We start from the raw sequence: 22,362 nt of genomic DNA on the forward strand, positions 1-22,362 counted from the left end.
GCCGACTGACCGCTGTTGACCGCCACCAACCGGCGCTAGCCCTCCGATCGGGCACGGATCGGGCACACCGGGCCTATCGTTGGCAGCGTGCCCAAACGGTCGAACGACTATCAGCGGGTCGTGTACTACATCCACAAGCACCTCTCACCTGATGCCGTCGTCACCGAGTCGGCAATGTTGACAGACTCGCGGACGGGCAAGCCGCGCGAGATTGACGTCCTGGTCGAGGGTGAGGTGGGCGGATATCCAGTCCGGATTGCCATCGAGGTGCGAGATCACAAGCGACCGGCAGACGTCCAGTGGATCGAGCAGGTCTCGGGGAAGTACGAGTCGCTGCCGGTCGACAAGGTCGTGGTGGTCTCCCGGGCGGGGTTCTGGTCGACCGCACTTACCAAGGCCGCCTCGCTTGGCATCGAGGCTCTGACGCCGACACAGGATGTGAGCGATAGCGGTCCACTTGCCGAGCTCAAGGTTGACGTATCGACGGTGAGCTATCGGTGGACCCGGATGGTTGAAGGTAAGGCATGGGTTGATGGCTCCACCGAGCCACTGGAGGTTGTCTCGGGGACGATGCTGTTCACGGATGAGGGCGTAGAGGCTGGAACCCTCGGGCCATGCACGGCCGAGTGCCTCCTGGACCAACTTCAAGCGGAAGAGAGTCACCCGACAGCCGCTGGGACCTACCGACTCGCCGGATCATTCGGAGCTCTGCGAGGGCGCAACAGTGCTACGGGGGAAGAATTCGAGCTCATGCTCCGAGCTGAGCCACCCGATGGGAGACTGCTTCACCTCGATCGGGTAGAGGTCCTTTGGGAGGTCGAAATGGTTCTCAAGCCGGTGAGTCTGGAACACGGGCGGCTCCGCCAGGCTCCCTTCGCGTTCGGCCGCGTCGGCGTCGGCCAATCGGGCGGAGAGGTGCTCGTGATCGTGAATCCGACGCTGGCGGAGAAGCCGACCGGTCACTCGCACTAGAGGCGATTAGGCGCGGCAGGGTTCTCGATCCGCCGGCGAGCAACAGGCCAGCCCTCCGACCGGCCTGGATCGGCATGCTTCCTCGCTTCGCGCGAGCAGTACTGAGGTTCAGCCGACTCCCGCGAAGTACTCGCGCGCGAACGGTCTCAGCAGTGGCGCCCGCCCCGCCCAGTGAGCCATCATTCGGGAGCATGGGGTGGATGGAGTTCGTATCGTCATTGGTGGGGCATCTCGTTTGGCCTCTCGTGGTCGTGGTGCTGGTGTGGATATTTCGGTCCTCGATCGCTGGCCTCATTGGCCAGCTCAGCTCGTGGGAGGGCTTGGGCCAGAAGGTTCGGTTCGGACGCGAGTTGGCCCGAGTTGAAGAGGGCGTCGCCGAGGTTGCGGAGCGTGTCGAAGCGCAAGCCGACGCGGCTGCCGTGGAAGGCAAGTCGCCGACTCCAGAAATCACCGAATCTGACCCGTTCATAGCTCTTCGAAAAGACGCGGAAAGCAACCCGTCGCATGTGATTCTTGCGAGCTGGGAACTTCTAGCTGGATCCCTCAAGGATCTCTTCGGGACCGTCGCTGCTCACAGGCAGTTGTCATCAGTCGGTGACAGGATTTGGCAGGACGCGGTTCAAATGACTCGACGTCTTGAAGTAGCTGGGACGGTCAATCACGATATGACCAACAGTGTCGAAGAGTTGCGCCGCCTTCGCAATCTGGTCGCGCACGGGAGGTACAAGCCCACGCCCGGCGAGGCTCTTGCATATGAGGAAACCGCCCGAGAACTTTCCCGGGCCGCGATCGTGCTCGCCAATCTTGAGGTTCAGCAAACAGCAAGGAGTCAGTAGGGCGTGCGCATTGCCGCCAGTTCAATCGCGTGCTGCCAAATCGCCGAAGCCAAGCGATGCGGCCGTGCGTGAAATGGGGTCGATCTGTAAAATCCGGGGGTGACATCCCGGGCTAAGGAGCCTTCGAAGGTGCGCTCATCAATCCCAACTGGCGAGACCATGGACCTCGGCAATCTGCCGGTCTACTGGCGGCTCATTGCGCAAGAATTCCGAAAACTGGAGGCTCTGCCCTCGCTGGCATCAAATCGCATACTTTCTGCACGCGCGTTTGACGAAGCCCAGCCAGCCGGCCACCGGACGTACATGGGCGTAACGCGGTACCTCAACGTCGCGAGAGACAACCATGAGGCGCTCCTGGGCCTACTTGAGCATCACGGCGCCACCATGTGGGCGCCGTGGAGCTTGCTTCGGCCGACCTTCGAGAGCTCATTCCTCGCAGCCTGGCTGCTCGACCCTGAGGACGGCCGTGAGCGTCGAGCGCGAGGACTCCGATGCGAGATTGTCGATGCTCATGAGCAACGCAAGTATCGGGCAGAATTCAAAGTGCTCCAGCAAGCAAAGGATCTCCTTGCGGCCAGCGAGAAGAAGTGGGAAAGCGGATCACTCAAGACTTATCGCACCGAGGCGGCAGCACTTGGCCGCACATTCGATCAACTGAGACAGCGGATCGACGTGGCAGGAGAATTGCCCAAGCTGAGCTTCGTGCGGGAGCAGAAGCAACTGAGCCCGTTTCTGGTCGCAACCTGGCGTCAACTGTCGGGATTCGAGCACGGATTCGGTTGGGCATTGCTGAGCGGAACTGACCGCAAGGTTGAGGTCGAGATTCCCGGCGGGGTAGACGCGCAACTCGTCATCAACGACGAGTCATTTGTCAATGCAGCGAAGACCACGTATTTCCTTCTCCTCAATGCCTGTGAAATGCTCGTGCGTCGGCACACCGAACCTAGTCGGAAATAGGCGTTGAGAAAATTGCCATCAGGATCCGTGCTCTTGGCTAGCTTTGTGGATTCACGGCGTAACTCAGGTGATCTGGAGGCGAGATGGTCAACAGTCCGTCCATCACTGGTATAGGTATCTGTCGTTATCGAGATATCCGAGAGCCTGCTTATATCGGACCGCTCGCCCAGATGAACGTCCTTGGGGGTGTAAATAACGCTGGCAAGTCGAGCATCCTGGATGCGGTCTACGCCTATTTTCCGCCACTCAATGCTCCTGGACAGGCCCGGAGCATTCCTCTGGATAAGCCCGCCGGTCTGGATGAACCTCAGCTTCCTTCCTTGAACGGGTTCAAGGTCGGGTACGAGATCGACTTCGGCGCCGTGGACGGCCTTAGTGTCTCTTTCCTGGAAGCGATTTCGGGCGTCGAACGTACGCTGACGCATGAGGCGCGCGAAGTTCTTGACAAGTTTCTTCGCCAACCCGGGTTGATGCGTCCTGGGCAGAATGTTGAAGAATCGACTGCTCGCTGGATTTGGGGTGTGCCTGGCGTCGGCGACCACATATTTGAGGAGTTCGCTAATACCGTCACGGAGCCCGACAAGCATTTGGCAGATTCGGCGTTGAACATTGTGACGTCCGTCGAATATACCGGAGATCACACTTGGAAGGCAGTCTTCCATCGCTTGCTAACTCAAGCCGCGGGAGGGCCGACCCAGGTAGTCCACATTCCGCCGGTCCGGAGGATTCTGGCCTCTCAGCACAAAGACATCAGCCTCCCTGGGAATAATGGGGAGGGTCTGCCTGGCATGTTGCTTAGTCTGTTGGCGCCCAAGGCCCAGGAGTTCCGAAAGGCCAAAGATCGACTCTTCATCATCAACGAGTTTCTTAAGCTGGCACTGGGGAGAGCGAGTGCTGAGTTGCTGGTCCCGTACGACGCCGACACGGTCCATGTCGCGCTGGAGGACCGAGTCCTTCCTCTGAGCCATCTCGGCGCTGGCATCGAGCAATTGGTACTGCTGGCCACCGTGTGTACTGCGTATCAGGACGCTTTGGTGCTGATAGAAGAGCCTGAGCTATTCATGCATCCGACGCTGCAGCGCCAGTTTGTTGGGCAACTTATGAATATGACGAACAATAAGTACGTCATGACTACCCACTCCGCGGCGCTACTCGACACGGATGTTGCGAACGTGTTCAAAGTCGATTGGTCGCAAACTTCCGGTACGACGATGGAATTGGTTAGCTCACCGAATGCCAGAGCGATGCTCGCAACGTCGCTCGGATTTCGTGCAAGTGATCTAGTTCAGGCGAATGCAATCATCTGGGTGGAGGGACCTTCCGACCGGATCTACCTTAAGCGATGGCTCGCTCTCGCCGATCCATCCCTGTTTGAAGGCGTGCACTATAGCTTTATCATGTATGGAGGGCGTCTTGCGGAGCATTTGAGTGCGGTTGATGGAGAGCAAGGTCAAATTACCGAAGAGTCTATGGATCGATTCTTGAATATCGTTCGTATCAATCGAAATGCCGTCTTCGTCATGGACTCAGACTTGACTTCTGAAAGTCAACCTTTGGCTGGTTACAAAGAACGGATAGTCAACGAGATCGCAACTCACGGGAATGGTCTGGCGTGGGTTACTTTCGGTGTGATGATTGAGAATTATCTCACGTCGGAGCAGTTCTCGGCCGCCTACGAGAAAGTTCATACAAGGACCAAGGTGGCGGGCTATGACGGAGGCATGGATGCGAATCCATTCAGTGAAGGCGTGAAGCAGCCAGACAAGGTTCGGATTGCTCAAGTGGCGGTTAGTGAGCAGGTGGACATTCCAGACCGAGGTGACCTTCATGCCCGCCTCAATGAGGTGACCGCATATATTCGGAAGGTCAATGGGATGCATCCGCTCGCTCAGATGAGCGAATAGCGTCGTCGATCGTCCTGAGTTTTCGATATCGATACCAGACGATCTCTAGGAAGGCCTCGGGCTTCGTTCCAGCACGCTTGCCACATCAGGTGGCTTGTACAAGTCGCTCTTCTGGACCTTGCCGTTGCGCTCGATAGGTCGCCCGTTGCGATCGAGCTTGGTCATGTTGGCCCGGTGGATCTCGGTGATGACGGCATCCAGGTCGATGCCGTAGCTGATGGCCGTTCCGTAGGCGGCGTAGACGACATCGGCCAACTCGTGGGCGATCTCGACTAGGTTGCCGCCCTGGGCTGCCTCAGCGACTTCACGGACTTCTTCGTCCAGGATGCGCTGGCGGGCTTCGGCGAGTTCGGGTTCCAGGGGAGTTGGCCGGTCGGGGTGTGACAGGCCGAAGACCTCGTGGAACTCGCGGACTTTCCGCCAGGGTGACTCACTCACCGGCGAAGGTCTGCCGATTAGCCGGCGCGGTCTCGACAGGCTTCGGTTCGGGGTGGCGGCCGTACTCGGTGTAGAGCGGGGAGCCTTGTGCAAGCGCTTCCTGGGCACGGGCGATCCGCCGGACCATTGAGGGGCGCATGCGGTCGCTCGCCTGGTCGAGGGTCATGAACTGGAAACGTCGCGCTTCGGTGTCGTCCAGTGTGATCTGGGCGATCTGTTCGTCGGTCAGTACGCCGCCGTCGAAGATGAACATGATGCCGTCGAACCACGGGCCGGATGCCGGGATCCAGTCCACGACTAGGGGCGGGCCGATCTCGATGTCGATCCCGATTTCCTCGCGGGCTTCACGGCGAACGGCGTCTAGTGGCGATTCGTCGAACTCGGTTACCCCGCCAGGGATCTCAAGGGTTGGCTTGTAGACCGCCTCAAGGAAGAGGATCAGACCCTCGCTGTTGCGGACGAGGGCACCCGCCGCTGTTGTCTTCTTCGGCAGTCGAGCCGCGATTCCGGCGTTGAACTCTTTCTCCGGCTCGCCATCGGCTGCTACGTCGGCTTGGCGCTGGGGGTGGGTCATTTGCCTGCACCTTCTGGGTTGAGCCCGCTTTGATCAAGGAAGTCTCGAACAACCTGCGTGTTCTTGTGTGGCTTGAGTTTTTCGGCCAGACGTTCGAGGTGGCGACGGGCGCGGTTGGAATCAACGTTGTCGGTCAGCGCAACTATCTCCGCGCCGTAGTGACAAGCGAGCTCCAGTTCGCCTTCTCGGGTGGCCGCTATCCCGAGCTCGGCAGCGCTATAAATTCGGCGTCTGGGTCGGTCTCCCGATCCTTCCCAAACTATGGTGAGATGCCGCCTCGCTTCCTTCGTGTTGCCCAGGTCGTTCCAGCAAGTCCCTGCGTGGCTGGCGAACATGATTTCATCCCACTGCGGTTCCCATGCGCGCGGTTCGGCGGCCTGGATTCGTTCGTATGACTGCTCCGCCTGGTGCAGCGCGGCTGTGGCGTCGCCAACAGCGCCGAGAGCCGAGTGCGAGCGGGCGACGAGCAAGTCAGCTTCGACGAGTACTTGTGGGCTGCCAGCTGTCTCCGCGACATTCCTGGCGGCCTTGGCAACCCGCAGAGCGGCGCTCGACTGCCCCACGTGTAGTGCCTGGTGAGTGATGCTTGTGAGCAGGTACGCCGACAGGGCATGGTCGCCGACTTCGCGGGTTAGTCGGAGGGCTTGCGTGAAGTATGCCTGTCCCAATCCATGCTGCCCGGCGTCGTAGTACATCCATCCGACGATCTCGCAAAGCTCGGCCACGGCGGAGAACAGCTCCGAGCGGGCGTTGGTCTCGATCTCGCGTTGGAGCATTGGCAACGCGACCTCGTGGAGGTATCGGCGTGCGGTCGCTCGACAGTCGGCCCCGCCCGCCCGGCGCTCGATGGTGTCGATGGCGGAGATCATCGTCCGGACCTGCTCAACGTTGCCACGCGTAACCCGACGTCCGTCGGCGGTGGCAACGGCCTGCCCGACCGCTGAGGTGAGCCAGTCGAGCACCGTCGCGAGAAGATCTTCCGGCCGGTAGACAGCGTGCTCAGCTGATGACTCTGCAAGACCTACCAGGGTCGTGATGGCCGCATCGAGCGCAGATGGATACGTCGTGACGGACAGGTCGGAAACGCCGGCAAGGGCGTGGGTGGGGAGCGGGCGCATCTCCCGGTACCGCGCAACCACCGCTGGCGGTGCCTTTGAGAGCGCGCGGCTCAGCTCCCGCTGGACGTCCTTCCTGAGCTTGGTTTGTGGACGGCTCCGCCAGTTGTACAGCGTGCGTGTTGCGATCCTCAGGACGTCCTGCGCGAAGTCCTCGTCTGTCATTGCCGGGAACACGGAGCGGTAGGCGTCTTGCAGTACCTGGACGGTGGCCGGTGTCCATACCTCGGCCTGAAGGTCCATTCAGCCCACCCGTGGCATGCGGGTTCCGGCTGCAGTCCTCTCGCAGACTGTCACTGCGAGTCAGTGAGCCTCAGCGCCTGGAGCACGTCGTCGGGCGCACCCTGCAACAGCTCACGGAGACTGATCTTCAAGGCGGCGCAGAGCGCGACCGCATCGGCCAAGGTAATTCGCCGCTTGCCGGACTCGAGGTTGGTGACCGTCGCGCGCGGCCAGCCCATCTCGTCGGCTAGGTCTTCTTGCCGCTGCCGGGTGCGGGCGCGAGCCGCGCGCACGTTGCCCGCAATCAGCGCATCCAGCTCTTCCGGCGTCACGTCTCGATCCTGCCCGCTGGCATCAGGCAACGTCATGGCTAAAAACACGACGTGACGTAACTCAAGTTACCCAACGGTCTGACGTGAATACCTCAAGTTAGATATTCTGACTTCATGTCCAAAAATTCGACACAAAGTGACTCGTGCTGGCCCGAGGGTCACGGTAGTGCTGAGGGCCACGATGAGACGGCTTCCAGGTCACCGGCGATCGTGCTCGTCCAGGTGTGTCGCATTCTCGATGACCGGCGGCCAGCCGAGGAGACGATTCGCGCCATCCGGCGAGTGCTGGAAGCCCCGGCCGACCGACGCCCTGTTGAGCGCACCAGTCGTGGTTGGCCGGTGCTGCGGGCATCGATAGTGGGGGCGCGGGATGGCATGGGCATGCGCCAACTCGCGCCGCTCGACTGCGACGGAGTCCATTCGGCTACTGGTGAGGCCTGTGCTCTCGTCGACCATCACAAGGGCTTCCATCGCTCTGTCGGCGGCTCGGAGTGGGTTGACGACGAGTAGTCCTCGTGATCGGCGGGGCCCCGCGCCGACCTGTGACTGATGTCCTCCCTTGCGGGTGGGTCGGCGGTGGTCCCGCAATCGCCATGATCTGCGCCCCGTTGGAGGCCAACTGTGGCGCGCCGCCCGGCATGTCGGGGCGCGGTATGTGCAGGCAAGTTGCAGACGAGCAAGGCGAGTTGCAGTCGGTTGTTCATGGTCTGGACGTCGGATCCGCCGTTGACTTACTGGCATGAGCTTCCAGAGATTCAAGTCGCGCGGCGAGATCCTCGACCGTTCTGCGCAAATCGGTAAGTTGGCCTTCGATCGTCTTCCCCTCCGGGCCGTCTGTCGCCTCGGGTTCGGCTGGCTCCTCGCTCACGAAGGTGCCCCGGCCGCGCGAGGACACCACGAGACCTTCCCTTTGCAACTCCCGGATCGCCGCATGGACGGTCATCTCCGCCACGTCATACGCGGCCGTCAAGGCCCGCAGTGGCGGCAGTTTCATCCCCGAGGTGAACTCACCCTCGCGAATCCGCCGGCGGATGTCCTCTGCCACCTGCGCGTGCAACGGCTGCGCGCCACCTCGATCGATTGCCACCTGCCCACGGTACAGGGAATCACTAGGGCACGGCAGTGTATTGACAGGCGACAAAACCCTAGGGCACGCTAGGGCAATCGAAGTGACGCCCCGGCGGGTGCAACCGCCGAGGCGTCTGGGCCGCACCAATCCATTGCCTAGAGGAGCACAACCCAATGAGCATCATCCACCTTCCGAACCTTCGGGACGATGAGCCGTCCGCCGCTGATCTGGCGGCAATCGAGCTGGAATGGCCGTTGATCGCGGCCGAACAGCATTTGCTGGATGCCGAGATCGCATTCATCAATGCGGGGAACAACGTCTCGGCCCTGGACCGCCGCCGGATCCGCCGGGCAGAGCACCGGGTGCAGGTGATCGCTGGCGCTTTGGGCTTCCGTGAGGTCTGGACGGAGGTCGTCGCATGACCAGCTTCGACCACGCCAACCAGGCCACGCAGCCGGTTGAGGACGGCGACCTGACGAGGGCGCAGAAGGTTCACGACCTGGTGGCCGGATCGATCGGCAAGGCCGACGCCAAGGCCGGTTTCGTCGCCACACTGAACACCGCCGTTCTGGCCGGCGTCGTCGCCCTGGTCCAGCTCGACCACCTCGGCACCGCCGGGCGGATCCTGGTGTCACTCGGCTTGGTGTTGATGGTCGCTGCACTGCTGTGCGCGGTCGCGGTTGTCCTGCCGATCCTGCGGGCTCGCCACACCAAGCACGGCGCGGGCAGTGTCCTGTACTTCGGCACCGTTCGGCACTACACCCCGGATGAGCTGGCCGACCGGCTGGCGGCGGAGGACACGGTTCGGGAGGTCTGCGCGCAGTCGGTGATCTTGAGCCGGTTGAGCTGGCGCAAGCACCGCCTGTTGCAAGCTTCCATGCTCGCCACTATCGCCGGGGCCACCATCACCGGTCTCACGCTGCTGATGACCGGCGGTGCTCTGTGAACCGCCACCCGATGACCCTGCCGCAGCGGTGGGCCGCCGAGCTCGGCATGGACAGCGCCGCCGACGTCACGACCGGGCTGCGCGAGCGCTTCGAGCACCTGTCGCAGTTCCTGCTAGCCGACGAGATGCCCCGCGCCGGTGAGATCTCGGCTGAGGCCGCGACCGCCTATGGCGACTTCTGCATCTTGGTCGGCTTCCTGGCTGACGCCCACGACGTTCTGACCCGGAAGGAGACGCACCGATGAGTACCCCGCTTCGCACGTCGTACCCGGTCCCGGTGACCGACCTACTCCCGGCCGCTCAGAAGCTCGCGGCTGACCTGGGCTCGACGCCGTCTCGGAACCGGATCATGAAGGAGTTCCGGATCGGTGCCGACAAGGCGAGGCTGCTACTCGATGCGCTCGCGGCTTCGGCGTCGCCGGGATCGCACCTGCATGCGGTCCCGAACCAACCCATGACCGGGGCGACTGTCCCGGTCTCAGCGAGTCCCACCGCGCCACAGCCGGGCGCATCCGTGCAGGTCACGCCGCACACAGACCCGGTCTCGCCGGTTCGGTCGGGTTGGCGGAAGTGGGCTCCGCGGTTGTTGCAGCGCGGGGGCATCTCCCCGGCCGACGAGACGACCACGGAGACCGACTCCGAGACCGAGACTGACGCGCGTCCGATCCGGTCGTGGCCGGTGCTCTTGCTGGCTCTGCCCGCGTTCGTCGCGGTCTGGTCCGGCTGGGTCGGACTCGGCGAGCTGACCGGGTTCGGAGTCGTACATCCGCTGCCCGGGATCGCGGACGGCTTCACGATCAACTCGGCGATCACGCTGCCGATCGGTGTCGAGACCTATGCAGCGTTTGCGCTGCGGGTGTGGCTGTCCGGCCGCGTCCCGGCTCGTGCCCGGAGGTTTGCCAAGCGCACCGCGCTGTCCGCGCTGGCGCTGGGTGCGCTCGGGCAGGTCGCCTACCACCTGCTGGACGCCCAGGGCGTCACGTCGGCCCCGTGGCCGATCACCACCGCCGTTGCCTGCCTGCCCGTTGCCGTGCTCGGCATGGGCGCTGCGCTGGCCCACCTGATCCACACCCGCGACAACGGGAGCAACCGATGACTGAGCCGATGGGCCACGAGCTGCCCGACCCGATCGACCTGGACGCGCACCGCGCCCGCCGCGACGACGACTCGCGCACGCAGGACGAACGCGCCGGCGCGCTGGTTCCGCTGTCGCCGGGCGAGGTGGAGTCGATGGACACCGCCTATGAGATCGCTATCGATGACGCCGACGACGACCCCGCGACCGGCAAGGTCATGGTGCCGGTAGACACTCCCGGACTGCCGGTCCCGGTCGCCGATGGCGTCCGGTTGCCGATCATCCCGACCCATCTGCGGCCGCAGAACCTGCGCGCCACGACCACCCGCACCCTGGCTCGTGCGGGGCACGTGACGGCGTTTCACGCGGTCCGATCGCCTTGGTATGCAACGAAGTTCGGTTGGTTCGCCAGCCGTGGCCTGACCCGGATCGTGGGCAAGCAGATGCGGTGGTGGTGGGTCCCGAACTCGGTCGCGCTTGAGCAGAAGGCGGCTGATGCGGGGGAGCTGAAGGAGTGGGAGAAGATCCACCGCCAGTTGAAGGCCACTCGCATGTGGCGCGGCGGTGTCCTCGCATTGCAGAACCTCGGCCTGCTGATTGCAGCGCCGGTGCTGTGGAACGCCGCCCCTGCGGCCGGTCTCGTGGCAGGTGCGGTCGCTGCGGTGGCGGGGTTGGCGCACTATGGCCGCCCGGCCGGTCAGACCCTGGTCGGCACTGCCGTGGTCGCGCCGAGGTTCCGCAAGCTGAACTCGGACATCGTTCTGCGGGCCTACTACGCGGCCGGTCTGGGCAAGTTCGACAAGGCCGACCAGGAGGTGCGCTTCGGTTCCCCGATGTCGCGGGACGCGCGCAATACCGGGTCTCAGGTCGTGGTCGATCTCCCGTACGGCAAAGGCTGGTCCGACGTGGCGGGCGCTCGGGAGAAGATCGCCTCCGGCCTGGATGTGCACGTGAATCAGGTGTTCCTGACCCCGGACAAGACCAGTTCCCGGCGGCACACGCTGTTCGTCGCCGACCGGGACCCGCTCGCGGTGCCGGTCGGGCGCACGGATCTGCTGGACTGCAAGCCGCGCTCGATCTGGGAGCCGGTGAAGCTGGGCAAGGACGAGCGAGACGCGCTGGTCACGCTGTCGCTGATGTGGAACTCGCTGCTGATCGGTGCGCAGCCTCGCAAGGGCAAGACGTTCCTGGCCCGGCTGGTGGCTCTGCACGCGGCATCGGACCCGTACGTGAAGCTGATCATTGCCGACGGCAAGAACAGCCCGGACTGGCTGGCGTTCAAGAAGGTTGCCCACCGCACCGTGTTCGGCACGCACCCGAACCCGAACGACAACAACCCGATCGAGCGCTTGAACGCGGTGCTGGACGAGGTGCTCGCGCACATCGACAAGGTGAACTCGATCCTGACCAGCCTGCCGGTCGCGATGTGCCCGGACGGCAAGCTCACCAAGGAACTTGCTCGCGACCCGCGCTACCCGGACCTGCGCGTGATGGTGCTGGTGATGGAGGAGTTTCAGGTCTACTTCGAGACCGAGGACCAGGCGGTCAACAAGGAGATCGCGGCGAAGCTGTCCCGCATTCAGGCGGTCGGTCCGTCGGCCGGGATCATCATCGAATCCAGCTCGCAGAAGCCGTCAGGTGTTGGCGCGGGCGACGTGGCTCGGTTGTTCAACCGCTACCGCGACAACCACTCCCTGCGGGCAGCGCTCAAGTGCGGCAACCGGATCGTGTCCGAGGCGATCTTGGGCGGCGACGCCTACGCCGAAGGATTCGACGCCGCCTCGCTGCCGGTTGGCGACGAGTACCGAGGTGTTGGCTACCTGTACGGGGCCAGCGACCACACGCCCACGGTGCGCACGTTCCTGGCCGACGCGACCGACGCGGACAAGATCCTGACCGCCTGCCGCAAGTACCGCGAACAGCTCGGCATCCTGACCGGCGAAGCAGCAGGCGAAGAGATGGAGCGCGCCAGCCGGGACGTGCTGGCCGATCTGCTGGCGGTCATGGGGCCGGACGGCCGGGCGCACTGGGACACCCTGGCCGGGCGGCTCGCGAGCCAGATGCCGGAGCAGTACGACGGCACCACGCCCGATGCCATCTCTGCGCAGGCCCGTGCGCTCGGTGTCCCGAGCGTGAACGTGAAGCGGGACGGCGTGGTCCGCAAGGGCGTCAGCGCCGACGACATCCGCGCCGCGATGTCCCGCCGGGACGGCTCCGGCACCTAAGCCGCGGAGCAACACAGAGTAACCAAATCCATGAAGGGTGCGGGGCGGTCCAGGTAGCGGTCATGACGCTACCGGTAGCGGCAACGCTACCCGCCCCGCTACCCCGCAACCCGGACCTGACCAGGCCGTTCTTTCCCGCGTAGCGGGTAGCGGCCATGGCTCCTCACGTCCAAAAACAGCCCGTTGGAGGCTTCCCATGCTGTCCCGCGCCGCTACCGCTATCCCTGACCCCGCTACCCACGGTAGCGACCAGATCCACGCCGTCGCTACCCTCACCGCCGCCGCCCACACCGCCGGACAGGTCGCGACGGTCCTACTCATCGTGACCATCGCTGTCGGCTTCTACCTGCTCACCTGCCTGGTCTGGCCGTTCGGCAAGTGCCGCCGCTGCAAGGGCGTCGGCAAGTTCAAGTCCCCGTTCGGCAACGCCTTCCGCCACTGCGGCAAGTGCGACGGCTCCGGCCTGCGCGTCCGGCTCGGACGCCACCTCATCAACCACATGCGCGCCGTACGCGGTGCCGGGCAGAACTCGACCAGTAAAGGCGGCAAGTGATGACTATCCCGATGAACCGGACTACCGCCACGGCACTCGCAGCACTCGTCATGGCTGTGGCCACTGGGTGCGGGCCGACCGGAACGGTCGTGGACAAGGACCAGCGCACCCGCCAGACCATCGTGAACGGCAAGCCCCATTACGAGCCGTGCTGGTGGATCAAGATCCGCGACAGCGCCGGTGAGACGCACGCGTTCTGCACCTCGCGGGCCAAGTGGCGCAAGGTCGGCAAGGGCGACACCTGGAGTGGCGAATGACCACGCCGACGATGGCCGCCGCATTGGACGCGGCCGGACGGGGGTGGCCGGTGTTCATGCTGGGTCGGTCCAAGCGGCCGGTTGCCAACTGCGACGACTGCCCGAGAGACGCGCACGACCCGGCGACCTGCGGGCACCTGACCTGCCACGGGTTCTATGCCGCCAGCACCGACCCGGACCGCGTCGCGGCCATCGTGGACGCCGTACCGGGCGGTCAGCTCGCCGTACGCACCGGTGCGTTGTCTGGGCTCGTGGTGGTCGACGTTGACCCCGCGCACGGGGGAGCCGACAGCCTCGCCGAGCTCGTGCGCTGCCAGCTCGTTCCGCGCACGCTCTGGGTCCTCACCGGATCCATGGGACAGCACTTGTACTACCGCCACCCCGGCCACGACATCCCATCGCGGCCAATGCCGAACCGGCCCGGGATCGACATCAAAGCCGATGGCGGATACGTCGTACTCCCGCCATCCATCCACCACCGCACGCACCGTTCCTATCAGTGGGCCGCCGACCGGAGCGAACCCGTAGAGATGCCCCCGCCACTGGTCGACGCATGCCAGCCGCCCGCGCCGGCCAAATCTCCCGCCGTGCGAGCCGACGCCCCAACCCGCAGCGGCGGGGGCATCTCCAACCCGCAACGACTCCTCACGTCGAACCTCAACGCCGTGCGCAACGCGCCCGAGGGCAGACGCCGAACGACGCTCTACGGCGTTGCTCGGGGTGTCGCGCGGATGGTGCTGGCCGGAGCCATCGACCAGGCCGACGCCGTGGCCGTGCTGACCGCTGTGGGCCACGAGGTCGACCAATCCGCCCGCGACATCGCAGCCGCCATCACCGGCGGCTTCCGTGACGAAGGGATCGCCGCATGACCACCACCGACACCACGCCTGAGCAGATCGACGGTGCCGAACTGCTGGACGACGTAGCCGCGACCATCGTGCGGTACGTGATCCTGCCCAGCACTTCGGCGCTGACGGCGGTTGTTCTGTGGATCGCTGCATCGCACGCCATCCCGGCTTGGAACTGCGCACCCCGGCTGGTGATCCGCGCCCCTGAGAAGCGCTGTGGGAAGTCACGGCTGTTGGACATGGTCGAGGGGATGTGTCACCGGCCGCTGATGACCACCAATGCCAGCCCTTCGGCCGTCTACCGGTCCATCGGCAAGCGGCCGTCCGATCCGCCCACGCTGTTGATCGATGAGGCCGACACGATCTTTGGCGCGAAGGCTGGCGACAACGAGGACCTGCGCGGGCTGCTGAACGCCGGGCACCAACGCAATCGGCCGACGCTGCGCTACAACGCGAGCAAGGACGACGTTGAGGACATCCAGACGTTCGCCATGGCGGCGCTCGCGGGCATCGGCGTAATGCCCGACACGATCGAGGACCGGGCCGCGATCATCCGCATGCGTCGACGTGCGCCCGGTGAGAAGGTCGAGCCCTACCGGGTTCGCCGCGATGGTCCGCAACTGGGGGAGCTGCGTGGTCGGCTCAACCAGTGGCTCAGTGCGCACCTGGACGTGCTCACGGCCGCTGCACCGGACATGCCGTTAGAGGACCGCGCCGCCGACACCTGGGAGCCGCTCATTGCCGTTGCCGATCTGGCAGGCGGCAACTGGCCGCGTGCCGCCCGCAAAGCCGCTGTAGCGCTGACCAGCGACCGTGACGCGGGCGACGAGACCTCGCTGCACACCCGGCTCCTGACGGACTGCCGGATCGCGTTCCAGGATGCTGACGCGCTGCCGACCGCCGTACTGCTGGAACGGCTCAAGGCCGACCCGGAAGCCCCGTGGGCCACTCACGGAGCTAGCGGGCTGACCCCGATGAAAATGGGCAACCTGCTGCGTGACTTCGAGATCCGCAGCGCGAACATCCGGTTCACCACCGGGCAGGCGAAGGGGTACACCCGCAGCGACTTCATCGATGCGTGGAATCGCTACTGCCCCGAACCGAGAACGGCCGCCGATGGGGAAGGCGTCCCAGCCGTCCCAGGCGTCCCCGCCCAGGTCAGCACGGGGACGGCTTCCCCCAGTGGGACGGCTCAAGCCGTCCCAACGCACCAAGCCGTCCCCGGCGTGACCTGCGATGCAACGGCTGGGACGGCTGGGACGGCTTGGGGACCCAGAGCTGTTCCGGCCCTCTTCGATGTCGCCGACTCCGCCCGCGAGACCGCATGAGTACGACCCCGACGAAACGCGTCACGACCCCGAGGAGAACGACGTTGCCGACGTCAACGACTGACTCTGACCGACTTCTGGATGTTGAGGAGGCAGCCATCATGCTCGGCACCTTCAACACCAGCGGTGTCCGGTTTCCCCGCCGCCTGATCGCGGAGCGCCGAATCCGGTTCGTCCGTATCGGCCGGTTGGTGCGCATCCCCGAATCCGCGATCCGCGAACTGATCGACGCGAACACCGTGCAGCCGATGCGTGTCGGCTTCGAGAGGAAGGCTGCCTGATGACGAAGCGACGTTTCGGCCGGGTCCGCAAACTTAACTCCGGTCGATGGCAGGCTCGCTACCCCGCCCCCGATGGAATCGACCGCCCGGCCCCGGAGACATTCGCCACGAAGACAGACGCGGACCGATGGCTGGTCAACAAGGAAGCCGAGATCCTCAGCAAGCGGTGGTTCGATCCGGCCCGCGCGGCGACCCCGCTTGAGGAGTTCGCTCAGAGCTGGATCAACGAACGCCCGGGCCTGCGCCCGAAGACGCTGGTTCTGTACAACGGCCTACTCCGTAATCACATCAAGCCGCACATAGGCAAACGACCGCTTAACGAACTAACCCCGCCCGAGCTCCGGGCGTGGCGGAAGTCGCTCCTGGATGGAGGCCTTGGGCCTGTAACCACCGCGAAGGCCTACCGACTGCTGCGCTCGATCCTGGGAACCGCTGTGGAGGACAGAATGCTCGAGTTCAACCCGTGCTACATCAAAGGCGCCTCGTCCGAAAAGAGTCCTGAGCGGCCTACGCTGACCCTGCCAGAGGTGTACAGGCTCACGCGGGCGATCGAACCCCGGTTCCGCGCGCTCGTTCTGCTGGCAGCCATGGGGAGTATGCGCTTCGGTGAACTCGCAGGCTTGCAAAGGCGGGATGTCAGTCTGAGCAGGGGAGTGGTGAAGGTCCGCCAGGCCGCGTTGGAATTGCCGACCGGTGCCCTACGGATCGGGCCGCCGAAGTCCGATGCCGGCATGCGTGAGATCTACCTGCCCGACTTGGTCGCCGGTGATCTGCACGTGCATTTCGAGTTGTACGTGAAGCCCGATGCGGATGCGTACGTCTTCACCGGGGCCAAGGGTGCGCTCCTTCGACGTTCGAACTTCCAGCGCTCCTGGCGGAAGGCAATCCGAAAAGCAGAACTTCCGCTCAACCTGCACTTCCATGACCTGCGACACACCGGCAACAACTGGGCTGCTGAATCCGGCGCGACTCTTGCCGACCTCATGCAGCGGATGGGACACGCCAGCACGAGAGCTGCCGTCCGGTACATCCACACTCGCGACAGTCGGCAGCGAGAGCTTGCCGAGCGGATGTCAGAACATTTGATCGCCGATCTAAACGGCGCGGCGGTAGAGGGCCGCGACGAGGATGACGGCGGCGCGGTTCCGGCTCTGACGGGCACGTAACGGGCACGGACACGCCGTAGAGGTCCTGAGAACGCGGAACGCCAGGTCAGGAAGTGGCCTCTGACCTGGCGTTTTCTCGTGGAGCGGGTGACGAGAATCGAACTCGCACTGTCAGCTTGGGAAGCTGATGTTCTGCCATTGAACTACACCCGCATGCGTCGCCCAGCAGCGGCGAGCGGAGAAAGCATAACCGATGGGTGGGGGCGCCGGTACGGCGGGTCCGGCGCGCCGCCCGAGGCAGTTGTTGCGCGGTCAGCGGAATAGGCCGGAGAAGGTGGCCGAACGCATCGAAAAGCGGTCCGGGACGGTTTGCGCGGGGGGTTCCGGGGCAGTTTTCCACAAAGGGCACGTCCAAGGACTGGGCATGCCCGTCATCTTCTGGCAGATTAGAACGCGTTGCCGGGGGCAACATTCGACGCAACGTGAGGATGCGGTCCTTGCCGGGACCGGACAAGATGGTTGCGGGGCAACTGGATGAAGGGGTGAACGGTGGCAACAGACACGAGTGACGCGCTGGAGAACCTGGAGAAGGAGCTCGTCACGTTGGCACGGCGGCTGCGCGGTCTGCAGCGGACGCTGTCCGACGAGGCGCATCCGGACCTGGAGCCGGCGCAATATGCGTTGCTCAACCACGTCGAGGAGCTGGCGCCGGTGCGGATGGCCGACCTGGTCGCTGCGCTCGAGGTGGACAAGGGACCGGTCAGCCGGGCTTGTGCGCGACTCGAGGAGGAGGGCCTGCTCAAGCGTGCCGCCGACAAGACGGACGCCCGGGCGACGCTGCTGACGCTGACCGCGGCCGGCAAGCGCAAGCTCGCCTCGGCCCGCAAGAAGCGGCACAAGGTGATCGAGGACCTGCTCAAGGACTGGTCGCCGGCACAGGTGAAGACCTTCGCCACCCAGGTGGGGAAGTTCAACAAGCTGTCCGACTAGTTCGTTGCCTCGGGCCACAGGAGTGGTGGTGTCTCACGCCGGGGAGCTGAGGGCTCCGGACGATCCATCACCAGCCTCCTGTGTACCGCCGGGGTAGGTAGGAACTGGGCGCAGAGCAGCACGCTTGCTACCGTGCATCCGTGCTGCTCTCCGACCGCGACATCCTGGCCGAGCTCGACGCCAAGCGCGTCCAGCTGGAACCCTTCGACGCCGCGATGGTGCAGCCGTCGAGTGTCGACGTACGGCTGGACCGGTTTTTCCGGGTCTTCGAGAACCACCGGTATCCGCATATCGACCCGGCCGAGGAACAGCCCGACCTGACCCGTGAGGTCGAACCGGAGGGTGACGAACCGTTCATCCTTCACCCGGGCGAGTTCGTGCTCGGATCGACCTACGAGCTGGTGACGCTGCCCGACGACGTCGCCGCCCGGCTGGAGGGCAAGTCCTCGCTGGGGCGGCTCGGCCTGCTCACCCACTCCACCGCCGGGTTCATCGACCCCGGCTTCTCCGGGCACGTGACCTTGGAGCTCTCCAATGTCGCGACGCTGCCGATCAAGCTCTGGCCGGGGATGAAGATCGGCCAGCTGTGCTTCTTCCGGCTCTCGTCACCGGCCGAGCACCCCTACGGTTCGGCGAAGTACGGGTCGCGCTACCAGGGGCAGCGCGGCCCGACACCTTCGCGTTCCTACCAGAAGTTCCACCGCACCGACATCTAGGCGGTCGGCTTCATCGCGATCAGGATCTTGTCGACGTCGTAGTTGTCGGCCTTGTCGTTCTGCAGGTAGGTGGCGCCGTACTCGGTGATGGCGGTCGGCGACGGCGTCCCCAGCTTCGGGTCGAACAGGGACAGGTCCGAGCCGAACTTGTTGCCGACGTCCTGGCTCGGGTCACCGGACGGCGCGCTGCTGCTGGTGCCGTCGGTCGGCGTGGTGCTCGTCGACGGGGTCGAGCTCGGGTCGCCCGAGGGCTGCGGGATGTCGGCGCCGGTCTTGGCGTCGAGCATGATCGGCTGCTCCTGGGCGGTGCCGTAGACGACGCCGTGGAAGGCGCCCGTGGTGAGCGGGACGACGCGGCTGGCCGAGTTCTTGTTGTAGCCCCAGACCTTCTTGCCGGTGGTGTCGTCGATCCCGATGATCTCCTCGGTACCGCCGTTCTGGCCGGTGCTGCAGACGATGGCGGTCGCCTGGTCGCTGAGACAGCTGTAGCCGTAGGCCTTCTCGGTGCCCAGCGTCGACTTGGTCTGGCCGACCAGCGTGCCGGTCGCGATGTCCACGGCGTACAGGCCGCTGTTGTACGTGTACACCATCGACTTCGGGTTCGGCACGTACGACGAACCGTTGAAATAGGCGTGTTTGGTGCCGCTGGCCTCGGGGGTCAGGTAGTCCATCTTGGTCGGGATCTGCTTGCTGATCTTGCCGCTGGCCCCGTCGAAGATCACGATCGTGCCGTCGTGCGCGCCCTCGTTGTTGGAGGCCTTCGCGCCGACGACCGTGCCGTTCAGTACGGCGGCCGGTGCGATGAAGGGAGTGATGGTCGCCTTCTGCGTCTTCGGGTCGGCGAACACGGTGAAGTCGCGGCTGCCGTTCTTACCGCCGTCGGAGCTGTTGGCGTGCAGGCCGATCGCGACCTGGCCGGTCGCGGCGTCGTACGACTGGGAGCTGATGTCGCCGGCGGTGGTGCCCGGCCCGAACTTCTCAGTGAAGTCCGTCGTCGTTTCGGCGATCGTCTTGCCGTCGACGGCGTCGATCCACTGGACGACGAGCAGGCCCTTGGCCTTCTGGGTGCCGTTGCCCTTGTCGATCTGGCTGTAGGCGATCACTGCGACGTCCTTGCCGTCCAGCTCGACGGGCATCACGTCGCTGTGGTCGGCGGTGGTGATCGTTTCGGTCTTGGTGGTGGCGAGCACGGTCCACGGGTCGCGCTGCCCGGCGATGTGGCGGCCGGTGAGACCGGTCTTGGCGGCGACCAGCGCGGTCTGGCCGACCATCCCTGCGGAGAGCGTGTCGTCGTCGGAGGCGCCCTTCTCGACCGGGATGCCGTACGCCGCGACGGGCGTGAGGCCCTTCGGCGGGTCGAACGATGCGACCGGCGGGGGCGCGGGAGTGCCCGGTGTGTCACCGCCACCCTGGGGTGCGTCGCTGCCCTTGTTGTCGTCCTTGCCGCCGCAACCGGCGACCAGGATCAGCAGGGCGGCGGCGGTGGCGACGGCCTTGGCTGTCGGACGCTGCATCGTTGCTCTTCTCCCCAAGTCAAACGAAGTGATCGCTTGAAACCTAGCAGCGTCCCCGGGGCCTGATCGCGGTTACCCACAGGCGTTGCACCAAGCTGCAACACAAGAGGTCAGCGCACGATCGAGAGGCCGGTACCGCGGGCTTCGGGGCGGGCGTGCCGGCCCTGCGGCGCCGGGGTCGTCAGCGGCTCGAGCTTGTCGGCCAGCCGGCGCAGGGCGATCGCCAGGCCGTGCCGGGGACCGCTGTCGGTGGACTGGTGCTCGTGCAGCAGCGCACGGGTCTCGGCGGCCCGGACCTGCTCGGCGACGCGGTAACGGGCGACCTCTTGGTGTTCGGTGATCATGGCCGTACTCCTTCGCGTGATGGTTTTTGGCAGTGCTTCGCCCAGGTCCCGCCGGACCGATGCCGGCGAGACCTCCTGGAGGCGTGGTTCAGACCTTGACGATGGTGATGTCGCCGGTGACGGTGCGGGCCCGCAGAGTCAGCGAGCGGGCGCCCGCCTCGGGCTTCTCGCTGGGCTCCAGCTCGGAGCGGATCCGGCCGGTGACCGTCTTCAGATCCAGGTACGTCGGGATGCCGTCGGGAACCCCGACGCGGACATCCCCGTTGGCCGTCTCGGCCTGGATGCTCGGCCCGTCGGCCACCTCGACGGTGACGTCGCCGGAACCGGAGGTGGCGACCGAGTGGTCGCGGATCCGCTCGATGGTGATGTCACCCGAGCCGACCTTGACGCTGGCGGGTCCGGTCGCGTCGCCGATCCGGACGTCGCCGGAGCCGGTGCTGAGCCCGATCGTGTCGGCAGCCTCGCCGATGTCGATCGAACCCGAGCCGGTGCTGCCCTTGGCGACACCGGACACGTGCGAGACCCGTAGGTCGCCACTGCCGGTGCTGACCGCGAGGTCGCCCTCGACGACCTCCAGGCGGATGTCGCCGGAGCCGGTGGACAGTCGAGCGGAGCCGATCGGGATCTCGGAGGTGATGTCGCCCGAGCCGGTCTTGGCCCGCACGTCGAGCACGGCCGACGTCGTGATCCTGAGGTTGATCTCGGGTCCGCGGCGAGTGCTGAACCGCCTGCCCTTACGCAGCTCGACGATCAGCTCGCCGTCTTCGACGGTGTAGACGACGTCCTCGTCGGTGCCGTCCTCGACCTCCAACTCGACGAACGTCTGGGTGCCTTCACCCTGGACGAGCAGGACCTGGCCGGAGCCGATCTCGATCCGCGCCTTGGTGACCTCGCCGTCCTCGGCGATCAACTGACTCGTGAAGCCGCTCACTGTGCCCACCCCTGGAATCGCTGGCTCGAGCCGCGCTCACCGCGGCGGTGCTCCTTCTCCTCGCGACGGCGCTCGCCCTCGGCGCGGCGCTGGTCGCGCTCACCGCGACGCTCGTCACGGCGGCCGTCACGCTCACGCCGGCCTCGGTCAGGACCGAAGACGCCGTTGTCGCCGAAGGGTCCACCGGGACCGAACACACCGTCCGGGCCGAAGACACCATCGGGTCCGAGCGGACCGTCGGGGCCCAGCGGGCCGTCCGGGCCGAACATCCCACCGCCACGCGGCGGGCGCGGCGGCCGCGGCGGGCGCCCCGGGCCACCACGGCGGCCTCGGTCGCTCAGCGACATCATCACCGTGCGCATCAGCCACGCGTTCGAGGAGATGCCCTCGGCGGTCGCGGCCTCGTCGACCTTGTTCTTCACCGACATTGGCAGCCGCAGCGTGATTCGCGCGGTCGGCTCGTCGGCCTCCGGGGCCAGGTCGTTGACCTCGGAGTCGTTGTCGTCTTCCAGTACGTCGTCCGTGTCGTCGGGTCCGGTCAGCTGGCTCGGGGCCGGCGTGACCACGAACTCGGGACGGCCACCGGCCATCCGGAGCTCGACCGAACCGGGGGACAGCTCACGGCTGATCTCCCCGGCGGCGTCGGACAGGGCTGAGATGAGGGCCAGGCGGCCGGCGTCATCCAGCGTGGCTGCGAGGCGCTGGGCCACGGAGCGAGTTTGGTCGTCGGCCAGGGCGGTCGCGTTCTCCACGCTCCGCCGGACCGACTCGAGATAAGGCTCAAGTTCCATGACGCCAACTATGACGTCATCGTGACGTCACTGTCAAC

At 65.2% G+C, this 22,362-nt stretch carries 26 protein-coding genes and 1 tRNA gene; 17 read left to right on the plus strand and 10 right to left on the minus strand.

Features of this window, described 5'->3' with window-relative positions:
* The first annotated feature begins 87 nt into the window (after positions 1–87).
* The 4 genes from ACFTSF_RS39280 (at position 88) to ACFTSF_RS39295 (ending at position 4,669) form a co-directional block, all read left to right on the plus strand.
* A complete protein-coding gene (locus ACFTSF_RS39280) occupies positions 88–972 on the plus strand; it encodes a hypothetical protein (protein WP_380160420.1) in 885 nt (294 codons plus the stop codon).
* A 200-nt stretch (positions 973–1,172) separates the two neighbouring features.
* Positions 1,173–1,808 carry a hypothetical protein gene (locus tag ACFTSF_RS39285; protein WP_380160422.1) on the plus strand — a complete coding sequence of 212 codons (636 nt, stop codon included), beginning with the start codon at positions 1,173–1,175 and terminating at the stop codon, positions 1,806–1,808.
* Between the two features lie 129 nt (positions 1,809–1,937).
* Complete coding sequence (locus ACFTSF_RS39290; protein WP_380160424.1) at positions 1,938–2,765, plus strand: hypothetical protein; 828 nt, start codon at positions 1,938–1,940, stop codon at positions 2,763–2,765.
* A gap of 83 nt (positions 2,766–2,848) precedes the next feature.
* Positions 2,849–4,669, plus strand: coding sequence for an AAA family ATPase (locus ACFTSF_RS39295; protein WP_380160426.1), 1,821 nt, complete (start codon positions 2,849–2,851; stop codon positions 4,667–4,669).
* A 45-nt stretch (positions 4,670–4,714) separates the two neighbouring features.
* Here the strand turns inward: ACFTSF_RS39295 and ACFTSF_RS39300 are convergent, their stop codons facing one another.
* From ACFTSF_RS39300 to ACFTSF_RS39320, 5 genes are all read right to left on the minus strand, one after another.
* Positions 4,715–5,107, minus strand: a complete 393-nt coding sequence (locus ACFTSF_RS39300; protein WP_380160427.1) for a MazG nucleotide pyrophosphohydrolase domain-containing protein — start codon at positions 5,105–5,107, stop codon at positions 4,715–4,717.
* Positions 5,100–5,681: an NUDIX domain-containing protein gene (locus ACFTSF_RS39305; RefSeq protein ID WP_380160429.1), complete on the minus strand. Its 582-nt coding sequence runs from the start codon at positions 5,679–5,681 to the stop codon at positions 5,100–5,102. The genes ACFTSF_RS39300 and ACFTSF_RS39305 overlap by 8 nt, the downstream gene beginning before the upstream one ends.
* Positions 5,678–7,039 carry a hypothetical protein gene (locus ACFTSF_RS39310; RefSeq protein ID WP_380160430.1) on the minus strand — a complete coding sequence of 454 codons (1,362 nt, stop codon included), beginning with the start codon at positions 7,037–7,039 and terminating at the stop codon, positions 5,678–5,680. Before ACFTSF_RS39310 ends, ACFTSF_RS39305 begins: the two co-directional genes overlap by 4 nt.
* A 50-nt stretch (positions 7,040–7,089) precedes the next feature.
* Entirely contained in the window at positions 7,090–7,386 is a 297-nt protein-coding gene (locus ACFTSF_RS39315) for a helix-turn-helix domain-containing protein (RefSeq protein WP_380160431.1), read from the minus strand.
* A gap of 664 nt (positions 7,387–8,050) precedes the next feature.
* Complete coding sequence (locus ACFTSF_RS39320; RefSeq protein ID WP_380160433.1) at positions 8,051–8,437, minus strand: GntR family transcriptional regulator; 387 nt, start codon at positions 8,435–8,437, stop codon at positions 8,051–8,053.
* 155 nt (positions 8,438–8,592) lie between these two features.
* Between ACFTSF_RS39320 and ACFTSF_RS39325 the strand changes: the two genes are divergently transcribed.
* From ACFTSF_RS39325 to ACFTSF_RS39375, 11 genes are all read left to right on the plus strand, one after another.
* The gene (locus ACFTSF_RS39325; RefSeq protein WP_380160435.1) at positions 8,593–8,841 is read left to right on the plus strand and encodes a DUF6284 family protein; all 249 of its coding nucleotides are present in this window, start codon (positions 8,593–8,595) and stop codon (positions 8,839–8,841) included.
* Positions 8,838–9,365 carry a Pycsar system effector family protein gene (locus ACFTSF_RS39330; RefSeq protein ID WP_380160437.1) on the plus strand — a complete coding sequence of 176 codons (528 nt, stop codon included), beginning with the start codon at positions 8,838–8,840 and terminating at the stop codon, positions 9,363–9,365. Before ACFTSF_RS39325 ends, ACFTSF_RS39330 begins: the two co-directional genes overlap by 4 nt.
* Before the next feature lie 11 nt (positions 9,366–9,376).
* Positions 9,377–9,610 (plus strand): hypothetical protein, encoded by a 234-nt coding sequence (locus tag ACFTSF_RS39335; protein ID WP_380160439.1) that lies wholly within the window; start codon positions 9,377–9,379, stop codon positions 9,608–9,610.
* A complete protein-coding gene (locus ACFTSF_RS39340) occupies positions 9,607–10,461 on the plus strand; it encodes an ABC transporter permease (RefSeq protein WP_380160441.1) in 855 nt (284 codons plus the stop codon). The genes ACFTSF_RS39335 and ACFTSF_RS39340 overlap by 4 nt, the downstream gene beginning before the upstream one ends.
* Positions 10,458–12,665 carry a cell division protein FtsK gene (locus ACFTSF_RS39345; RefSeq protein WP_380160442.1) on the plus strand — a complete coding sequence of 736 codons (2,208 nt, stop codon included), beginning with the start codon at positions 10,458–10,460 and terminating at the stop codon, positions 12,663–12,665. The genes ACFTSF_RS39340 and ACFTSF_RS39345 overlap by 4 nt, the downstream gene beginning before the upstream one ends.
* A gap of 196 nt (positions 12,666–12,861) precedes the next feature.
* Complete coding sequence (locus tag ACFTSF_RS39350) at positions 12,862–13,218, plus strand: hypothetical protein (RefSeq protein ID WP_380160444.1); 357 nt, start codon at positions 12,862–12,864, stop codon at positions 13,216–13,218.
* Positions 13,218–13,475: a hypothetical protein gene (locus ACFTSF_RS39355; protein ID WP_380160446.1), complete on the plus strand. Its 258-nt coding sequence runs from the start codon at positions 13,218–13,220 to the stop codon at positions 13,473–13,475. The genes ACFTSF_RS39350 and ACFTSF_RS39355 overlap by 1 nt, the downstream gene beginning before the upstream one ends.
* Positions 13,472–14,344: a bifunctional DNA primase/polymerase gene (locus ACFTSF_RS39360; RefSeq protein ID WP_380160448.1), complete on the plus strand. Its 873-nt coding sequence runs from the start codon at positions 13,472–13,474 to the stop codon at positions 14,342–14,344. The genes ACFTSF_RS39355 and ACFTSF_RS39360 overlap by 4 nt, the downstream gene beginning before the upstream one ends.
* On the plus strand, positions 14,341–15,651 hold the full coding sequence (locus tag ACFTSF_RS39365) for a DUF3631 domain-containing protein (protein WP_380160450.1): 1,311 nt from the start codon (positions 14,341–14,343) through the stop codon (positions 15,649–15,651). Before ACFTSF_RS39360 ends, ACFTSF_RS39365 begins: the two co-directional genes overlap by 4 nt.
* Positions 15,648–15,932 carry an excisionase family DNA-binding protein gene (locus ACFTSF_RS39370; protein WP_380160451.1) on the plus strand — a complete coding sequence of 95 codons (285 nt, stop codon included), beginning with the start codon at positions 15,648–15,650 and terminating at the stop codon, positions 15,930–15,932. Before ACFTSF_RS39365 ends, ACFTSF_RS39370 begins: the two co-directional genes overlap by 4 nt.
* Positions 15,932–17,098: a tyrosine-type recombinase/integrase gene (locus ACFTSF_RS39375; protein ID WP_380160453.1), complete on the plus strand. Its 1,167-nt coding sequence runs from the start codon at positions 15,932–15,934 to the stop codon at positions 17,096–17,098. Before ACFTSF_RS39370 ends, ACFTSF_RS39375 begins: the two co-directional genes overlap by 1 nt.
* 79 nt (positions 17,099–17,177) lie before the next feature.
* Here the strand turns inward: ACFTSF_RS39375 and ACFTSF_RS39380 are convergent.
* Positions 17,178–17,251, minus strand: a tRNA-Gly gene (locus tag ACFTSF_RS39380).
* A 336-nt stretch (positions 17,252–17,587) separates the two neighbouring features.
* Here ACFTSF_RS39380 and ACFTSF_RS39385 point away from each other — a divergent pair.
* Both ACFTSF_RS39385 and dcd read left to right on the plus strand, forming a co-directional pair.
* Positions 17,588–18,028 carry a MarR family winged helix-turn-helix transcriptional regulator gene (locus ACFTSF_RS39385; RefSeq protein ID WP_380160455.1) on the plus strand — a complete coding sequence of 147 codons (441 nt, stop codon included), beginning with the start codon at positions 17,588–17,590 and terminating at the stop codon, positions 18,026–18,028.
* Positions 18,029–18,168: 140 nt separating this feature from the next.
* Complete coding sequence (gene dcd, locus ACFTSF_RS39390; protein ID WP_344162913.1) at positions 18,169–18,744, plus strand: dCTP deaminase; 576 nt, start codon at positions 18,169–18,171, stop codon at positions 18,742–18,744.
* Here the strand turns inward: dcd and ACFTSF_RS39395 are convergent.
* The 4 genes from ACFTSF_RS39395 to ACFTSF_RS39410 form a co-directional block, all read right to left on the minus strand.
* Complete coding sequence (locus ACFTSF_RS39395) at positions 18,741–20,258, minus strand: hypothetical protein (RefSeq protein WP_380160457.1); 1,518 nt, start codon at positions 20,256–20,258, stop codon at positions 18,741–18,743. The two genes, dcd and ACFTSF_RS39395, sit on opposite strands and share 4 nt — an antisense overlap.
* 110 nt (positions 20,259–20,368) lie before the next feature.
* Positions 20,369–20,602, minus strand: a complete 234-nt coding sequence (locus ACFTSF_RS39400) for a hypothetical protein (RefSeq protein ID WP_380160459.1) — start codon at positions 20,600–20,602, stop codon at positions 20,369–20,371.
* 88 nt (positions 20,603–20,690) lie between these two features.
* Entirely contained in the window at positions 20,691–21,533 is an 843-nt protein-coding gene (locus ACFTSF_RS39405; protein WP_380160461.1) for a DUF4097 domain-containing protein, read from the minus strand.
* On the minus strand, positions 21,530–22,324 hold the full coding sequence (locus ACFTSF_RS39410; protein ID WP_380160463.1) for an Arc family DNA-binding protein: 795 nt from the start codon (positions 22,322–22,324) through the stop codon (positions 21,530–21,532). The genes ACFTSF_RS39405 and ACFTSF_RS39410 overlap by 4 nt, the downstream gene beginning before the upstream one ends.
* Between the last annotated feature and the right edge of the window lie 38 nt (positions 22,325–22,362).

This window comes from Kribbella sp. NPDC056951, assembly GCF_042674205.1.
Taxonomy (GTDB): Bacteria; Actinomycetota; Actinomycetes; order Propionibacteriales; family Kribbellaceae; genus Kribbella; species Kribbella yunnanensis.